The 17,465-nt window shown below is 59.5% G+C and carries 15 protein-coding genes; 6 read left to right on the plus strand and 9 right to left on the minus strand.

Features of this window, described 5'->3' with window-relative positions:
- Both AYR66_RS27055 and AYR66_RS27060 read right to left on the minus strand, forming a co-directional pair.
- On the minus strand, window positions 1–425 hold a 425-nt coding region (locus tag AYR66_RS27055; protein WP_337367511.1), incomplete at its 3' end, for a biotin/lipoyl-containing protein.
- Between the two features lie 60 nt (window positions 426–485).
- The gene (locus AYR66_RS27060) at window positions 486–3,341 is read right to left on the minus strand and encodes a 2-oxoglutarate dehydrogenase E1 component (protein ID WP_088710636.1); all 2,856 of its coding nucleotides are present in this window, start codon (window positions 3,339–3,341) and stop codon (window positions 486–488) included.
- Window positions 3,342–3,702: 361 nt separating this feature from the next.
- On the opposite strand from AYR66_RS27060, the gene AYR66_RS27065 reads away from it, so the two are divergent.
- Entirely contained in the window at window positions 3,703–4,077 is a 375-nt protein-coding gene (locus tag AYR66_RS27065) for a response regulator transcription factor (RefSeq protein ID WP_088710637.1), read from the plus strand.
- Entirely contained in the window at window positions 4,074–6,230 is a 2,157-nt protein-coding gene (locus AYR66_RS27070) for a 3'-5' exonuclease (RefSeq protein WP_088710638.1), read from the plus strand. The genes AYR66_RS27065 and AYR66_RS27070 overlap by 4 nt, the downstream gene beginning before the upstream one ends.
- 97 nt (window positions 6,231–6,327) lie before the next feature.
- Here the strand turns inward: AYR66_RS27070 and gltA are convergent, their stop codons facing one another.
- From gltA to AYR66_RS27105, 7 genes are all read right to left on the minus strand, one after another.
- Window positions 6,328–7,641 carry a citrate synthase gene (gltA, locus tag AYR66_RS27075; RefSeq protein ID WP_088710639.1) on the minus strand — a complete coding sequence of 438 codons (1,314 nt, stop codon included), beginning with the start codon at window positions 7,639–7,641 and terminating at the stop codon, window positions 6,328–6,330.
- Window positions 7,642–7,710: 69 nt separating this feature from the next.
- Window positions 7,711–7,980 (minus strand): FAD assembly factor SdhE, encoded by a 270-nt coding sequence (locus tag AYR66_RS27080; protein ID WP_088710640.1) that lies wholly within the window; start codon window positions 7,978–7,980, stop codon window positions 7,711–7,713.
- 99 nt (window positions 7,981–8,079) lie between these two features.
- Window positions 8,080–8,790 (minus strand): succinate dehydrogenase iron-sulfur subunit, encoded by a 711-nt coding sequence (locus tag AYR66_RS27085; protein ID WP_088710641.1) that lies wholly within the window; start codon window positions 8,788–8,790, stop codon window positions 8,080–8,082.
- A 9-nt stretch (window positions 8,791–8,799) separates the two neighbouring features.
- A complete protein-coding gene (gene sdhA / locus AYR66_RS27090; protein WP_088710642.1) occupies window positions 8,800–10,578 on the minus strand; it encodes a succinate dehydrogenase flavoprotein subunit in 1,779 nt (592 codons plus the stop codon).
- 2 nt (window positions 10,579–10,580) lie between these two features.
- Complete coding sequence (gene sdhD, locus AYR66_RS27095) at window positions 10,581–10,949, minus strand: succinate dehydrogenase, hydrophobic membrane anchor protein (RefSeq protein WP_088710643.1); 369 nt, start codon at window positions 10,947–10,949, stop codon at window positions 10,581–10,583.
- A 1-nt stretch (window position 10,950) separates the two neighbouring features.
- The gene (sdhC, locus tag AYR66_RS27100) at window positions 10,951–11,361 is read right to left on the minus strand and encodes a succinate dehydrogenase, cytochrome b556 subunit (RefSeq protein ID WP_088710644.1); all 411 of its coding nucleotides are present in this window, start codon (window positions 11,359–11,361) and stop codon (window positions 10,951–10,953) included.
- Window positions 11,362–11,502: 141 nt separating this feature from the next.
- On the minus strand, window positions 11,503–12,294 hold the full coding sequence (locus AYR66_RS27105; protein ID WP_088710645.1) for a GntR family transcriptional regulator: 792 nt from the start codon (window positions 12,292–12,294) through the stop codon (window positions 11,503–11,505).
- Window positions 12,295–12,580: 286 nt separating this feature from the next.
- Between AYR66_RS27105 and AYR66_RS27110 the strand changes: the two genes are divergently transcribed.
- The 4 genes from AYR66_RS27110 to acnA form a co-directional block, all read left to right on the plus strand.
- The gene (locus AYR66_RS27110) at window positions 12,581–13,570 is read left to right on the plus strand and encodes a malate dehydrogenase (RefSeq protein ID WP_088710646.1); all 990 of its coding nucleotides are present in this window, start codon (window positions 12,581–12,583) and stop codon (window positions 13,568–13,570) included.
- Between the two features lie 82 nt (window positions 13,571–13,652).
- Window positions 13,653–14,627 carry an HpcH/HpaI aldolase/citrate lyase family protein gene (locus AYR66_RS27115; protein WP_088710647.1) on the plus strand — a complete coding sequence of 325 codons (975 nt, stop codon included), beginning with the start codon at window positions 13,653–13,655 and terminating at the stop codon, window positions 14,625–14,627.
- 56 nt (window positions 14,628–14,683) lie between these two features.
- The gene (locus tag AYR66_RS27120; RefSeq protein ID WP_088710648.1) at window positions 14,684–15,136 is read left to right on the plus strand and encodes a hypothetical protein; all 453 of its coding nucleotides are present in this window, start codon (window positions 14,684–14,686) and stop codon (window positions 15,134–15,136) included.
- Window positions 15,137–15,249: 113 nt separating this feature from the next.
- A partial coding sequence (gene acnA, locus AYR66_RS27125) for an aconitate hydratase AcnA (protein WP_088710649.1) occupies window positions 15,250–17,465 on the plus strand: 2,216 nt, incomplete at its 3' end.

Below are 17,465 nucleotides of genomic sequence, written 5' to 3' on the forward strand. Positions count from 1 at the left end.
CCATCCTTGCCGGTCCCTGCCACTTGCGCGGCAGTCATGTTGTTGTCCGCCAGCATCTTGGCTGCGGCGGGCATGGCGATGCCGGCTGCTGCGGTGGAAGCCGGAGCAGGTGCAGCGGCGGCCGGTGCCGGTGCTGCTGCGGGAGCCGGTGCTGCTGCCGGGGCGGCGACTGCGCCTGCCTTGGCTTCAGTGTCCAGCTTGGCGATCACTTCGCCTGCAACGACGGTGCTGCCGTCGCCCTTGATCACTTCGACGATCACGCCGGCGTCCGGCGCGGGAAGTTCAAGGACCACCTTGTCGGTTTCGATGTCGATCAGGTTTTCATCTCGGGCGACTGCTTCGCCAACTTTCTTATGCCACTGCAACAGGGTTGCTTCTGCAACCGATTCCGACAATTGCGGAACTTTCACTTCGATAATTGCCATGTAACTCTCCGTTTCGGGTTGTTCGTGCGGCGCGCCAGCTTCTGGCGCGCCGTCGGGTCTTTATTTCGTCAGGACGAAGCCCTTGAGCTTCGAGAATGCGGTGTCGATCAGCGCCTTTTGCTGCGCGTAGTGCTTGTCGTAATAGCCGACAGCAGGCGACGCGCTGGCCGGACGGCCTGCATATGCCAGTTTCTGGCCTTCTTCCAGATTTTCGAAGATGTTGTGCTGAATCTGGAACCAGGCACCCTGGTTCTGCGGTTCGTCCTGCGTCCACACCAATTCCGTGAAGTTCGGGAACTTCTTCAGTTCTGCCGCGAATGCCTTGTGCGGGAACGGATAGAGTTGTTCAATACGGACAATGGCGATATCGGAAGCACCGCGTTCCTTGCGTGCGTTGACCAGGTCGTAGTAGACCTTGCCCGAGCAAGCGACAACGCGCTTGACCTTCTTCGGATCGATCTTCTCGTCGACTTCACCGATAACCGTCTGGAACTGGCCCTTGGCGAGTTCGGACAGCGGCGAGCCGGCATCCTTGTTACGCAGCAGCGACTTCGGCGTCATGATGACGAGCGGCTTGCGGAACAGGCGGATCATCTGGCGGCGCAGCAGGTGGAAGATCTGCGCTGCCGTGGTCGGCTGCACCACTTGCATGTTGTTGTCAGCGCACAGCTGCAGGTAACGCTCCAGGCGCGCGGAAGAGTGTTCCGGACCCTGGCCTTCGTAACCGTGCGGCAACATCATGACGAGCCCCGATGCACGACCCCACTTCACTTCGCCGGAGCTGATGAACTGGTCGATCACGACCTGGGCGCCATTGGCGAAATCGCCGAATTGCGCTTCCCAGATGGTCAGTGTGTTCGGCTCTGCTGTCGAGTAACCGTATTCGAAGCCAAGCACTGCCTCTTCGGACAATACGGAGTCGATGACGCTGAACGAAGCCTGGTTTTCGGAAATATTTTGCAGCGGGATGAAGGTACCAGCATCCCAACGCTCACGATTCTGGTCGTGCAGCACGGCGTGACGGTGAACGAAGGTACCACGGCCGGCATCTTGACCAGTGAGGCGCACAGCGTAGCCGGAAGCCACCAGCGATGCGTAGGCGAGATGTTCGCCCATGCCCCAGTCCAGGTTCATGTCGCCCTGGCCCATCGTCGCGCGGTCTGCCAGCACTTTCTCGACCAGCGGGTGCACCTTGAAGTTTTCCGGCACGGTGGTAATGCGTGCTGCCAGGCGCTTCAGTTCAGCCAGCGGCACCGCGGTGTCCGCTGCATCGGTCCACTTGCGGTTGAGGAACGGCATCCAGTCAACAGCGTACTTGCTCTTGAAATTGGAAATAACCGGATCGACCGTGTGCTTTCCGGCGTCCATTGCATCCCGGTAGGCCTTGACCATTGCATCGCCATCGTCCGCCCCGATCGTGCCCTGGGTAACCAGCTTGTCCGCATACAGCTTGCGCGTACCCGGATGCTTGCCGATCTTCTTGTACATCAGCGGCTGCGTCAGCGCCGGCGTGTCCTGCTCGTTGTGGCCCAGCTTGCGGAAGCAGATGATGTCGACGACGACGTCCTTCTTGAATTCGAGGCGGAAGTCGAGGGCGATCTGGGTTGCCAGGATGACGGCTTCCGGATCGTCGCCGTTCACGTGCAGCACCGGTGCTTCGATCATCTTGACAACGTCGGAGCAGTACAGCGTGGAGCGGGAATCGCGCGGATCGGAGGTGGTAAAGCCGATCTGGTTGTTGATGACGATGTGAACCGTGCCGCCCGTGCCGTAGCCGCGGGTCTGCGCGAGGTTCAGGGTTTCCATCACAACGCCCTGGCCGGCAAATGCAGCGTCGCCGTGCACCAGGATCGGCATGACTTGCGATCCGTCCTTGTCACCGCGGCGGTCCATGCGGGCCTTGACGGAACCTTCGACCACCGGGTTGACGATTTCGAGGTGCGACGGGTTGAATGCAAGCGACAGGTGAACCGGGCCGCCAGGGGTCGAGACGTCGGACGAGAAGCCTTGGTGGTATTTCACGTCGCCTGCCGGCAGGTCGTCGGCGTGCTTGCCTTCGAATTCAGCGAACAGGTCCTGCGGCATTTTGCCGAGGGTGTTGACCAACACATTCAGGCGGCCGCGGTGGGCCATGCCGATAACGATTTCCTGGACGCCCTTGTCGCCGGCGCGCTGGATGGTTTCATCCAGCGAGGCGATGAAGCTTTCGCCGCCTTCCAGCGAGAAGCGCTTCTGGCCGACGTAGCGGGTATGCAGGTAACGCTCGAGACCCTCGGCCGCGGTCAGGCGGTCGAGGATGTGCTTCTTCTTCTCGGGCGAGAAATTCGGGGTGGAGCGAACCGACTCCAGGCGCTCCTGCAGCCAGCGCTTCTGGGCAGGGTCGCTGACGTACATGAATTCGGCGCCGATGGAACGGCAGTAGGTGTCACGCAACGACTGGAGCAAGTCGCGCAGGGTTGCGGTTTCCGGGCCGAAGTACGTGTTGCTGATATTGAACACGATGTCCTGGTCGGCATCGGTGAAACCGTAGAAGCTCGGCTCCAATTCGGGGATGTTCGGACGCTCCTGGCGCTGCAGCGGGTCGAGGTTGGCCCAGCGGTTGCCGAGGAAACGGTAAGCAGCGATCAACTGCGTTACAGCGACGCGCTTACGGCCCATTTCCGCATCCATGGATGCGGTGACGGTACGGATCGGGCCTTGCTTTGCGCGCTCTGCAAAGGAAGCGATCACCGGTGCGTGGGCAACGTCAGGCTTGTTCGAGCCGTCGACGGCCGGAACATTCTGCATTGCGTCGAAATACGCACGCCAGTTGTCGGGAACGGAACCAGGGTTGTTGAGGTACGCTTCGTACAGTTCTTCCACGTACGGTGCGTTGCCTCCAAACAGATATGAATTGGAGAACGACTGTTGCATCATCTTGCTCACCTTTCTTCGCGTTTCGCGAGATTAGCGGGTTAATCTAACCTTCCGCGACACGGCCTGACCGGTTAGCGGATCGCACATCAAGTTGTGGGGGAAGGGCTACGTGACCTGAGGTGTTACGAATCGCGAGCATAACATATTAATCAAGATCAACGTAACGGCTTACCAGGCCATTTTGCGGCCCTTGCAACGACATTTTTTGGTTGCAGCGCACTAGTTGCCGAAAGAGAAACTTCAAGAGCAAAAAATGCACAGCTGTGCGATAAATCCGCTCATTTCTCCCAGCCTGTTCAGCATGGTGTAAGGCGAACGTGGCACCCTGACAAAAACACCAAACCAAGAAACCTGCGGAGACATGGTGAAGACCATCCTGATCGCCGACGATGAGCCCAACATCGTCGCCTCGCTCGAATTCCTGATGAAACGGGAAGGCTTTGAAGTCATGCTTGCCGGCAACGGTATCGAAGCTATCCAAGCTATGGAATCCAAAATACCCGACCTGATCCTGCTCGACGTCATGATGCCGGGCAAGGACGGCTACGACGTGTGCCGGCAGATTCGTGCAACTGCTGCCTGGCATCAAATGAAAATTGTGATGCTGTCCGCCAAGAGCCGCGATTCTGAGATCGCGAAGGGTCTTGCGCTCGGCGCCGACGCTTATATCACCAAGCCATTCTCAAGCAAGGAGCTTGTGCAACGGGTCAGGCAGTTGCTTGGTGCCGACGCATGAGTGGAAAAGCAAAGTTCATTTCAGCGCTCGCTGTGCTGTATGGTTTCCTGGGAGCGGTTACCGTTCTCCTGTATGTTGTTCTATGGGCGTCGCTTGGCGCGGAAGACCAGCAGGCCGTCCTGCGCATCCTGAGTGGGCGCACCGGTATTGTCGTTGTCATCCTGTTTGCCGCCCTGGCTGCCATCGGCCTGGCATTTGAGTATCTATACAGGCACTACGTCAGTGCCCCGCTCCGCCTCGGCGAAAAGCTGGGCGTTATCGTCGGCGCGGATAGCCGGGTTCGCCTTCCGCAGGAAGGCTCTGCGGAATTGCGGACCCTCACCACTGTCATCAACCGGCTGGCCGATGAGCGGGATGCACTGAAGCACGATGTTCAGTTACGGATTGCCGAAGCGAGGGAGGCGATCGAGGACGAAAAGAACCGCTTCGCCGCATTGATGTCCGAACTGAACCAGAGCGTCATTGTGTGCAACGCCGACGGACGTATCCTGCTGTATAACAACCGTGCGCGCCTGATGTTCCTTTCGGAGTCGAATAGCGCGTCGCCAGGCGGGTCACCGGTGGGACTAGGCCGCTCCATCTTCGCGGTGCTTGAGCGCAGCCTGATTACACACGGACTAGACCGGATTCGCCAACGCCTCGCGGCCGGCGACGCACAACCGGTAACGAACTTCGTGACATCATCCCGTCACGCACAATTGATCCGCGCTCAGATGGCACCGGCGATGCATAAGGATGCAAGCGGCGGGCAGTCGATTGGCGGCTACGTACTTATCCTTGAAGACATCACCCGGCGCTTCGACCTTGAGAGCCAGCGAGATGCGGTGTTGCAATCACTGACTGAAGGCAGTCGTTCATCCCTGGCCAGCATCCGTGCAGCTGTCGAAAACCTGCTCGACTACCCTGACATGGAAAGCACCCAGCGCGACCGTTTTCTCAGCATTGTGCGAGACGAGGCGCGGACAATGGGCGAACGCCTCGACAGCACGGCGAGCGACTTCGCCGACGCATTGAAAGTACGCTGGCCGCTAGAGGAAATGCAGGGGTTCGATTTGATTCAAGCCGCTCAACATCGTATCGAGCAACGTTTGGGGTTGTCGACGAAGACTGAAGATATCGACGAAAAAATGTGGGTCAAGGTGGACAGCTATTCCTTGCTCCAGGTTGTTGGATACCTTGCCGCCCGCTTGAAGGAAGAATTCCAGGTACGTGAAGTCCGGTTTCGCCTCACGCGCGATGGCCGGCTTGCCCATCTTGACCTGATCTGGTCGGGAGTCGTCATCAGTTCCGAAACGCTGGTCGGCTGGGAAATGGATCCGCTTACATCCGGCGGAGAAAACAGTCCGCTCACCCTGCGGGAAGTCGTTGAACGGCATGGCGGGGAAATCTGGTTTCAGCGCGACAAGGCTTCCCACCGCTCATTTTTCCGTATCCCGATTCCAGTCGCAACGGCGCCTGAACCGGCGATACCGCCCTCCCCGTTCAACCAGGGGCGCCCGGAATACTACGACTTCGACCTGTTCCGCAAGACCGAGGAAACGCGCGCACTCGACGACCGGCTCCTGAGCCAGCTTGCCTACACGGTCTTCGACACGGAAACGACTGGGCTCGATCCCTCTGCGGGGGACGAAATCATACAGCTTGGCGCCGCCCGGATTGTCAATGGCCGACTCCTGCGCGGCGAAGTCTTCGACTGCCTCGTCGATCCCAGGCGGCCAGTCGCTGCGGAGTCGACAAAAATCCACGGCATCACCAATGACATGCTGTCAGGCCGCCCAACCATCGAGCGCGTTTTGCCGGACTTTCACGCCTTCTGCGAAGACACCGTCCTGGTCGCACACAACGCTGCCTTCGACATGCGCTTCCTGCAAATGAAGGAAGACAAGACGGGTGTCGCATTCCATCACCCCGTACTCGATACTCTCCTGCTTTCGGCCGTCCTCCATCCCAATCAGGAATCCCATCGCCTCGAAGCGATTGCCGAGCGCCTGGGCGTCAACATCTCGGGCCGGCATACTGCGCTCGGCGACGCCATGGTAACCGGCGAAATCTTCCTGAAGATGCTCCCCCTCCTCCACGAACAAGGTATCCGCACCTTGCGTGATGCGCGTGAAGCCGCGGAGCGCCACTTCTACGCGAAGCTGAATTACTGAAATCAAACCGCAAGAAAAAACCCGCAGGAAGCCAGAAGCTTCTGCGGGTTTGATTTTGCTGCTACGAGGCAGGACAAGGTCCCGCCCCAGGCAACGTTTACGCGCGCTTGGCGAGCGGCGGAACGTCGCGCTTCGGCGAGCCGACGAACAGCTGGCGCGGACGGCCGATCTTCTGTTCCGGATCCGAGATCATCTCGTTCCACTGGGCGATCCAGCCGACGGTACGCGCCATCGCGAAGATACCGGTGAACAGCGAGACCGGAATACCCAGCGCGCGCTGGACGATGCCGGAGTAGAAGTCGACGTTCGGGTAGAGCTTGCGCTGGACGAAGTAATCGTCTTCCAGAGCGATCTTTTCGAGGGCCATCGCGAGCTTGAACAGCGGGTCGTCGTGCAGACCCAGTTCGTTCAGCACTTCATAGCAGGTCTCGCGCATCAGCTTGGCACGCGGGTCGTAGTTCTTGTACACGCGGTGGCCGAAGCCCATCAGCTTGACGTTGGAATTCTTGTCCTTGACCTGAGCGATAAATTCGCCAATGCGCTCGACACCGCCCTGCTTCTGGATGTCTTCCAGCATGTTCAGTGCCGCTTCGTTCGCGCCGCCGTGTGCCGGGCCCCAGAGGCAGGCAATACCGGCAGCGATACACGCGAACGGGTTGGCGCCCGAGGAACCGGCCAGACGGACGGTCGATGTCGACGCGTTCTGCTCATGGTCTGCGTGCAGGATCAGGATGCGGTCGAGTGCGCGGACCAGGACGTCGTTGACCTTGTACTCTTCGCACGGGGTCGAGAACATCATGCGCATGAAGTTGGCGCTGTAGGACAGGTCGTTGCGCGGATACACGAACGGCTGGCCGACGGAATACTTGTACGACATGGCGACCAGCGTCGGCAGCTTGGCGATCAGGCGGATGGCCGATACTTCGCGGTGATGCGGATCGTTGATGTCGAGGGAGTCGTGGTAGAACGAGGACAGCGCACCCACAGTACCGACCAGCACCGACATCGGGTGCGCATCGCGACGGAAACCGCGGAAGAAGAATTGCATCTGCTCGTGGACCATCGTGTGATTGGTCACGGTGCTCACAAACTTCTGCTTTTGTGCTGCGTTCGGCAGTTCGCCGTTCAGCAGCAGGTAGCAGGTTTCGAGGAAGTCGGCATTGACTGCGAGCTGCTCGATCGGGTAGCCACGATACAGCAACTCACCCTTGTCGCCATCAATGTAAGTAATCGACGAGTTGCAAGCTGCAGTGGACATGAAGCCGGGGTCATACGTGAACTTGCCCGTTGCGCCATAGAGCTTGCGGATGTCGATGACATCCGGGCCGATGGTGCCCTTGTAGATCGGGAGGTCCAGCGACGGGGAACCGTCGGAGAACGACAGGGTTGCTTTGGTATCAGAGTTGGTCATGTCTCTTCCTTCTAGTGAGGAGGGGTGAGTCGATTGCAAAAAAAACCGAAATACAAAAACCTACCGGCGTCAGGCAGCACGCAGTCGCCCCAGCAACGCATGGACGTGCGGCAGATCGACATCGCCGGACGGTTCCTTGCGAGCCAGCAGCAAGTCCATCAGTTCGTTGTCCGCCAGTTCCATCAGGCGGGAAAACGCATCCACTTCTTCATCGGTCAGGGTTTCCTCATGCGCATCGAGGAACCGCGTGATGATGAGATCGTTTTCGAGCAAGCCACGGCGAGCCCTCCAACGCAAACGTGCTCGCTTGACCGGGTCGGCCTGATGATTGACAGACATAATTCCTCATTCACTCTATTTCAGGAACCCTCCGAATGGGGGGTGGAGGGCTCATGAAATAAGGCGGAAGCAGTATGCACTTCCGCCCTTTCTTCACACTTACACTGCGCGGCGAACCATCAGTTCCTTGATCTTGCCGATCGCGCGCGTCGGGTTCAGGCCCTTCGGGCAAACGTCGACGCAGTTCATGATCGTGTGGCAACGGAACAGGCGGTACGGGTCTTCCAGGTTGTCCAGGCGCTCATTGGTTGCCTGGTCTCGACTGTCGGCGATGAAGCGGTATGCCTGCAGCAGGCCGGCCGGGCCGACGAACTTGTCCGGATTCCACCAGAACGACGGGCAGGACGTCGAGCAGCACGCGCACAGAATACACTCATAGACGCCGTCGAGTTCTTCGCGTTCAGCCGGGGATTGCAGACGCTCTTTCTCCGGAGGAATGGTGTCGTTGATCAGGTACGGCTTGATCGAGTGGTACTGCTTGAAGAACTGGGTCATGTCCACGATCAGGTCGCGGATGACCGGGAGGCCCGGCAGCGGGCGCAGCACGATGGGTTCGGTCAGTTCGTTCAGGTTGGTGGTGCAGGCCAGGCCGTTCTTGCCGTTGATGTTCATTGCGTCGGAACCGCACACGCCTTCGCGGCAGGAGCGGCGCAGCGCCAGCGAATCGTCGACGTCGGCCTTGATGCGCTGGAGCGCATCGAGCAGCATCTTGTCGGTGTCCTGCAGGGTCACCGTCAGATCCTGCATGTAGGGCTTCTCGTCCTTGTCCGGATCGTAACGGTAGATTTGAAATTTCAGAGTACGTGCCATGTTCTTGCCTTAGAAAGTACGTGCCTTGGGCTTGAAGGTTTCAACGGTCAGCGGCTGGGTGTTGACCGGCTTGTAGTCGAGGCGGTTGCCCTCGGAGAACCACAGCGTGTGCTTCATCCAGTTCTCGTCGTCGCGCTTCTCGTAATCGCGGTGGGCGTGGGCGCCGCGCGATTCCTTGCGAGCTGCTGCCGAGATGATGGTTGCCTTCGCAGTTTCAATGAGGTTGTCCAGCTCGAGTGCTTCGACACGCGCGGTGTTGAATACCTTCGACTTGTCCTTGAACGAAACGTGCTTGCGGCGCTCGTCCAGTTCGACGATCTTCTTGGCGCCGGCTTGCAGCAGTTCGTCGGTGCGGAACACGCCGCAGTACTGTTGCATCGTGGAGCGGATCGCGTTGGCGACATCCTGCACGCGCTCGGAACCGGTGCTGGTTTCGAGTCGGGCGAGACGTTCCATCGCACGGTCGGCAGCGTCCGCCGGCAGCGCCTTGTGGCTCTTCTGCTTGAGGTTCTGCGCAACGATGTGATTACCTGCAGCGCGACCGAAGACAACGAGGTCGAGCAGCGAATTGGTGCCGAGACGGTTCGCACCGTGCACCGAGACGCATGCGCATTCGCCGATGGCGTACATGCCGTTGACGACTTCCTTCATGCTGCCGTTCTTCGGCGCGACCACCTGACCGTTGATGTTGGTCGGGATGCCGCCCATCTGGTAGTGGATGGTCGGGACGACCGGGATCGGTTCCTTGGTCGCGTCGACGTTGGCGAACTTGTGGCCGATTTCGAGGATCGACGGCAGGCGCTTCTTGATGGTGTCGGCGCCGATGTGGCGCAGGTCCAGCAGGACATGGTCCTTGTTGGGTCCGCAGCCGCGGCCTTCCTTGATTTCCTGGTCCATCGAACGGGACACGAAGTCGCGCGGCGCCAGGTCCTTCAGCGTCGGTGCATAGCGCTCCATGAAGCGTTCGCCATTGGCGTTGATGAGGATACCGCCCTCGCCGCGCACGCCTTCGGTGATCAGCACGCCCGCGCCAGATACGCCGGTCGGGTGGAACTGCCAGAATTCCATGTCCTGCAGCGGCAGGCCTGCACGTGCAGCCATGCCCATGCCGTCGCCGGTATTGATGAAGGCGTTGGTCGACGCTGCGAAAATACGGCCTGCACCGCCGGTGGCGAACAGGGTGGTCTTCGCTTCGAGGATCATCACATCGCCGGTTTCCATTTCCAGCGCAACGACGCCGAGCACGTCGCCATCCTGGTCACGGATCAGGTCAATCGCCATCCACTCGACGAAGAAGTGGGTCTTGGCGCGGACGTTACGCTGATACAGCGTATGCAGCAGTGCGTGGCCGGTACGGTCTGCAGCTGCGCAAGCACGTTGCACCGGCTTTTCGCCGAAGTTGGCGGTGTGGCCGCCAAACGGACGCTGGTAAATCGTGCCGTCGGGGTTGCGGTCGAACGGCATGCCGAAGTGTTCGAGTTCATACACGACCTTCGGTGCTTCACGGCACATGAATTCGATCGCATCCTGGTCACCCAGGTAGTCCGAGCCCTTGACGGTGTCGAACATGTGCCAGTACCAGTTGTCCTCGGACATATTGCCCAGCGAAGCGCCGATACCGCCTTGCGCGGCAACAGTGTGCGAGCGGGTCGGGAACACCTTGGACAGGACCGCGACGTTGAGGCCCGCTTCCGCCAGTTGCAGGGAAGCGCGCATGCCGGAGCCACCGGCACCGACGATCACGGCATCAAAACGGCGGACGGGAAGTTTTTGCTTGATTGCTGCCACGATTACATTCTCCAGATAATCTGCGCGGCCCAGCCTGCGCAACCGATCAGCCACAGGATAGCGGCAACATAAAACGTCAGACGCAGTCCGACGGACTTGGTCACGTAGTCCATGACGATTTCACGGAAACCGACCCATGCGTGGTACAGCAGCGCGAGGATGGTCACGAAAGTCGCCATCTTGAACCACTGGCGGGAGAACAGGCCGGCCCAGCCTTCATAGCTGAAGTTGCTGGCGGTAAGGAAGGACACGAGCAGGACGACCGTGTATGCCAGCATGACGAGCGCGGTGGCGCGCTGCGCAAGCCAGTCACGCAGGCCGTAATGCGCGCCGACGACCAGGCGCTTCGGTCCGATGTTGTTGTTTGCCATGTTAGAAAACTCCGAACAATTTCAGGGCGACCAGCGCGGCGATGGGCAGGCTGATGGCGAACACGGTGACTGCCGACTTGCGGCCGCTTACCTTGTCTACACCGACGTGCACGTCCATCAGCAAGTGGCGGATACCGGCACAGACGTGGTGCAGGTAGGCCCAGACCAGAGCCAGAATGACGAGCTTGACGAACCAGTTGGAAGTGAAGCCCTTGAGGTATTCGAAGGAAATTTCCGATGTCAGGCTCTTGTCCAGGAGGAACAGCACGAAGGGCAAGAGTACGAACATCATTGCACCGCTAGCGCGATGCAGGATCGAAACATAGGCGGCCAGCGGCAGCCGGTAGTGACGTATATCAGCAAAGCTCATTACGCCGTATTTATGCCGGTTTTTATTCACGGCTTCGGACATGACATTACCTCCCAGGGCTTGAAAATCCCGTAATTTTCGCCGATTTTGTGCATCACACCAATAGCAACGTTCGCTGAAAGCACAATTTCCGCTTGTCAAGCGTGGCTATCCGCTATTGCACGCAACGGCTTTACATCAAACTCAACTCAGTTCGTTCTGATAATGATGTCGATCAGTCAAGTACAGTCCCCGGCGAACTTCCACCGGACGATCACCGTAAGTGAAGGACACCCGCTCGACACTGAGCAGGGGCGTTTGCTTTTCGACACTCAATAACTCTGCCGTCCCCTCGTCTGCGCTGACCGCACGGATCTTTTCGGTCGCGCGAATCATGCGCGTCCCGAATTCGGTTTCGAATAATCCGTACATCGGCCCTTTGTACTCGACCAGGCGCTCGGCCGTGAGGCCTTTGAAGATTACGCCCGGGAGCCAGAGCTCCTCGACGATGGTCGGCGCACCGTCGAACGACTGCACGCGCTTGATGAAAATGACGGAATCACCCGACTTGATATCCAGCAGGCGCGCAACTTCTGCGGGCGCTCTCAGTCTTTTGACCTCAAGGATCTTGTTGTCGGCATTGTGCGGCTCACCGGCGTCCGGCATGAGCCTGAGGAACCGGTATTGCGCGCGCGCCTCGTGGTGCGTGGCAACGAAGGTTCCCTTGCCCTGGCGGCGCACCACCAGGTTTTCGGCAGCCAGTTCGTCGATCGCCTTGCGGACCGTACCCTGGCTGACTTTGAATCGATTGGCGAGCTCCACTTCGCTGGGAATCAGCTCGCCCGGCTTCCATTCGCCGGACTGCAGGCTCTGGGTGATCAATGCCTTGATCTGCTGGTACAGCGGGCTGAAGGTGGGAGAAGTCCCAGAAGCGGAAAGGCCAGCCCCGGCGGCAGGCACGCCATTGGCAGTCAGATTAGTCGGGGCTGAACTCATAATCAGCGATTTCACCACAAAACACCGATTGCCGTCCAGCAAAATGTATAACTGATATGTCTTATATAAGATATAAGATAGCCATTGACAGAGCGACCACGCAGGCATACACTCGCCCGCAATATTGGCAGGATGCAAGCCCGTGAGAAACTCCGGTTATTGCGACGCCCCATCTCCGGCATGGCCAGGGATTTGGCCGTGATCAAGCATGGAATCGGCGTATTATTACAGGCTTGCCGAATAATTCATACGGTTTCCCCTTTCATTCCCACTTTGGAGATTCATCATGGCTAAAGCCCCCATGCGCGTTGCTGTTACCGGCGCCGCCGGCCAAATCGGCTACTCCCTGCTGTTCCGCATCGCCAACGGCGACATGCTGGGTAAAGACCAGCCCGTCATCCTGCAATTGCTGGAAATCCCGGACGAGAAGGCACAGAAGGCGCTCAAGGGCGTGATGATGGAAATCGACGACTGCGCATTCCCGCTGCTGGCCGGCATGACCGCCCACAGCGATCCGATGACCGCATTCAAGGACGCCGACGTTGCCCTTCTGGTCGGTGCACGTCCGCGCGGCCCGGGCATGGAGCGCAAGGACCTGCTCGAAGCCAACGCACAGATCTTCACCGTCCAGGGCAAGGCTCTCGACGCTGTCGCATCGCGCAATGTCAAGGTTCTGGTTGTCGGCAACCCGGCCAACACCAACGCCTACATCGCCATGAAGTCGGCACCGAACCTGCCGGCCAAGAACTTCACGGCCATGCTGCGCCTGGACCACAACCGCGCGCTGTCGCAACTGGCCGCCAAGGTTGGCAAGCCGATCACCTCGATCGAGAAGCTGTGCGTGTGGGGCAACCACTCCCCGACCATGTACGCCGACTTTACCCACGCGACTGTTGACGGCCAGCCGGCCAAGGCCCTGGTGAACGACGAAGCCTGGACCAAGGATGTGTACCTGCCGACCGTCGGCAAGCGCGGCGCAGCGATCATCGAAGCCCGCGGCCTGTCTTCCGCAGCTTCCGCAGCCAATGCTGCGATCGACCACGTCCGTGACTGGGTTCTCGGCACCAACGGCAAGTGGACCACCATGGGCATCCCGTCCGACGGTTCCTACGGCATTCCGGAAGGCACGATGTTCGGCTTCCCGGTCACGACCGAAAACGGCGAATACAAGATCGTCCAAGGCCTGCAAGTTGACGCATTCTCGCAAGAGCGCATCAACCTGACCCTGAAGGAACTGCAGGAAGAGCGCGACGGCGTGAAGCACCTCGTCGGCTAATCACTGCCACGACCAGGACAAACGGCCCCGCGCCGTTTGTCCTCCCCGGGCGTCCGGCCCGCCCTCCCCTACGACGATCCCCATGCATCCTTCCGAGGTCTTATTCCAGGGTAAACACAAGCCGGTTTCGATTCCGGTCTGCGATCACTATGCCGGTTCCGAAAAACTGATGCAGAAGTCGATTGCCTTGCAGCAAGAACTTGGCCCCGTGTTCGACATCACCCTCGACTGTGAAGACGGCGCCGCCGCCGGCAACGAGGAAGAACACGCGAAACTTGTCGCCACCATCATTGCGAGTGATGACAACCGGTTCAATCGTATCGGTGTCCGCATCCATGACGTCACGCACCCCTGCTTCGAGCAGGATATTGTCACGGTCATCACGAAGGCCACTGCCAAGCGCCTTGCCTATATAGTCATTCCCAAGGTAGATGGCGTGTCCGACGTCGTTCGCGCCATCGATGCAGTCAACGTGCATGCAAAAAAGCACGGCCGCAAGAACCTTCCCATCCATGTCCTGATCGAAACGCACGGCGCGCTGCAAGACGCGCATGCGATTGCTGCGTTGCCGCAGGTAGAATGCCTGTCATTCGGCATCATGGATTTCGTGTCGGCACATTTCGGCGCCGTGCCCGGGACTGCGATGCGCTCTCCCGGCCAGTTCACCCATCCGCTGGTCACTCGTGCGAAGCTCGAAATTTCCGCCGCCTGCCATGCGCACGGCAAGGTCCCGTCGCACAATGTCACCACTGAAATCAAAGATACGGCGGTGGTGGCCAACGATGCAACCAGGGCGTCCGGCGAATTCGGGTACACGCGGATGTGGAGCATCCATCCAAACCAGATCAAACCGATCCTCAAAGCCCTTGCGCCGCGCAGCTCGGAGGTAAGCGAAGCCTCAGCAATCCTCAGCGAGGCCCATGCGGCACAATGGGGGCCGATACAATACAACGGCAAGCTGCACGACAGGGCCAGTTACCGGTACTATTGGGCGATATTGCAGCGAGCGAAAGCGAGCGGCATGCCGATACCGGAATCCGCAGGGAGTTTTTTGTAGCAGATGCGACGCTGACAACACAGATAATCCGGCGCGCATCACAGTGGAGACATAGCATGAAGTTATTTACAGCATTCGCACTCTTGATCGCCGGACTGTCCGCCGGAATCCCGCCAGCCATGGCGAATGCGCCCGCACCGGGCGAGACGGCGAAGAAGGCATCCGCGAAAAAGGCGACTGCTGCCAGGAAGGATGCCCAGGACGACGACCAGCCGGACGTAACCGGCTTGAAGGCCACCGCATTCAATTGCGAGCTCGGCAACAAGATCACGATTTACTCCGATGCGGCGAACGACCAGCAGATCGCGCTGCAATGGGACAAGCGCATGCACCGCATGCATCGTGTCGGCACGACCACCGGCGCGCATCGTTTCGAAAATGCCCAGAACGGACTGGTCTGGATCGGCATTCCGGCCAAAGGCATGCTGCTTGACTCGAAGAAGGGCAAGCAGCTCGCCAACGAATGCAAGAGCCCGGAACAGGCAGCGCACAAGGTAGCGGAGGGCTGACAACATCCATTCCCGCGGGATGCGCCTGCATCCCGCTTGCACGCATCCGCGTGCTTCACATCCATCTGCTTCGATTGTCGGCAGTTCAGTTCTAATAATCCCAAGGAGAGGCCATGTCCACCAATACTCTGAACACGCTCAAGGAATTCAAGATTTCGGGTTCCAGGAAAGGCAAGTTTTATTCCCTGCCTGCTCTTGAAAAGGCGCTTGGCGTGAATATTTCCCGTCTGCCTGTTTCGATCCGCATCGTGCTGGAATCGGTGCTGCGTAATTGCGACGGCAAGAAGGTGACGGAAGAGCATGTGAGGCAACTGGCCGGCTGGGCGCCGACAGCAGCGCGCGTAGATGAGATTCCCTTCGTCGTGGCGCGTGTGGTGCTGCAGGATTTCACCGGCGTCCCGCTCCTCGCCGACCTCGCCGCCATGCGCGGCGTTGCCTCCAGGATGGGCAAGAAGCCGAAGAACATCGAACCGCTGGTGCCGGTGGACTTGGTGGTCGACCATTCCGTGCAGATCGATTACTACCGCGACAAGAACGCGCTCGACCTGAACATGAAGCTGGAATTCCAGCGCAACAACGAACGCTACCAGTTCATGAAATGGGGCATGCAGGCCTTCGACACCTTTGGCGTCGTCCCGCCTGGCTTCGGCATCGTGCACCAGGTCAACCTGGAATACCTTGCGCGCGGCGTGCATGACAAGGGTGGTGTGTTCTATCCGGACACTCTGGTCGGTACCGATTCCCATACCACGATGATCAACGGCATTGGCGTTGTCGGCTGGGGCGTGGGCGGCATCGAGGCAGAAGCCGGCATGCTGGGCCAGCCGGTCTACTTCCTGACGCCGGACGTGGTTGGCGTCAACCTGACTGGCGCGTTGCGTGAAGGCGTGACCGCGACCGACCTGGTGCTGACCGTCACCGAGATGCTGCGCAAGCACAAGGTGGTCGGCAAGTTTGTCGAATTCTTCGGCGAAGGCACCGAGACACTGTCGCTGACCGACCGCGCGACCATTGCAAACATGGCGCCGGAATACGGCGCGACCATGGGCTTTTTCCCGGTGGACGATGTCACCATCGACTACTTCAAGGGCACGGGCCGCACCAAGCAGGAAATCGACGCCTTCGAATCCTATTTCAAGGCCCAGAACCTGTTCGGTATCCCAAAGGCCGGCGACATCGATTACACCAGCGTCGTAACGCTGGACCTTGGCACCGTCGCACCGTCGCTGGCAGGTCCGAAGCGCCCGCAAGACCGCATCGAAATCGGCAAGGTCAAGGCGACCTTCGCCGACCTCTTCAGCAAGCCGGTGACGGAGAATGGCTTCAACAAGAAGGCTGAAGACCTGGATGCCGAGTACGAAACGTCCAACGGCATCAAGGTCAAGAACGGTGACGTGCTGATCGCCGCGATCACGTCGTGCACCAACACCTCGAACCCGAGCGTGCTGCTGGCCGCGGGCCTGCTGGCCAAGAAGGCGGTCGAAGCCGGCCTGACCGTCGCGCCGCACATCAAGACCTCGCTCGCGCCTGGCTCGCGCGTCGTGACCAAGTACCTGGAAGCAGCCGGCCTGCTGCCCTACCTCGAGAAGCTGGGCTTCGGGGTCACTGCGTACGGCTGCACCACCTGTATCGGTAACGCGGGTGACCTGACCGCGGAACTCAATGAAGCGATCCTCAAGAACGACATCGTGGCGTCGGCCGTGCTGTCTGGCAACCGCAACTTCGAGGCGCGCATCCATCCGAACATCCGCTCCAACTTCCTTGCATCGCCGCCGCTGGTCGTCGCTTACGCCATCGCGGGCAATGTGACCCGGGACCTGATGACCGAACCCGTAGGCAAGGGCAAGGGCGGCAAGGACATCTACATCGGTGATATCTGGCCGAGCTCCGCGGAAATCGCCAAGCTGATGAAGTTCGCGATGAATGCAAAGACCTTCAAGGAGAACTACGCGGAAGTGAAGGACGCCCCGGGCAAGCTGTGGGAGCAGATCAAGGGTGTGGCCAAAGGCGAGGTCTACAACTGGCCGACGTCGACTTACATCGCGGAACCGCCGTTCTTCCAGGAATTCGACATGGAGCCGAAAGAGGTGGCGGCCGGCATCAGCGGCGCGCGTGCCCTCGGCGTGTTCGGCGACTCGATCACTACGGACCACATCTCCCCCGCCGGCTCGATCAAGGAATCCAGTCCGGCCGGCAAGTGGCTGCTGGAGAATGGCGTGCTTAAGGCTGACTTCAACTCCTACGGCTCGCGCCGCGGCAACCATGAAGTGATGATGCGCGGCACGTTTGCCAACGTGCGCATCAAGAACCTGATGATCCCCGCCAAGGA

The organism is Noviherbaspirillum denitrificans (assembly GCF_002211445.1).
Lineage (GTDB): Bacteria > Pseudomonadota > Gammaproteobacteria > Burkholderiales > Burkholderiaceae_D > Noviherbaspirillum > Noviherbaspirillum denitrificans.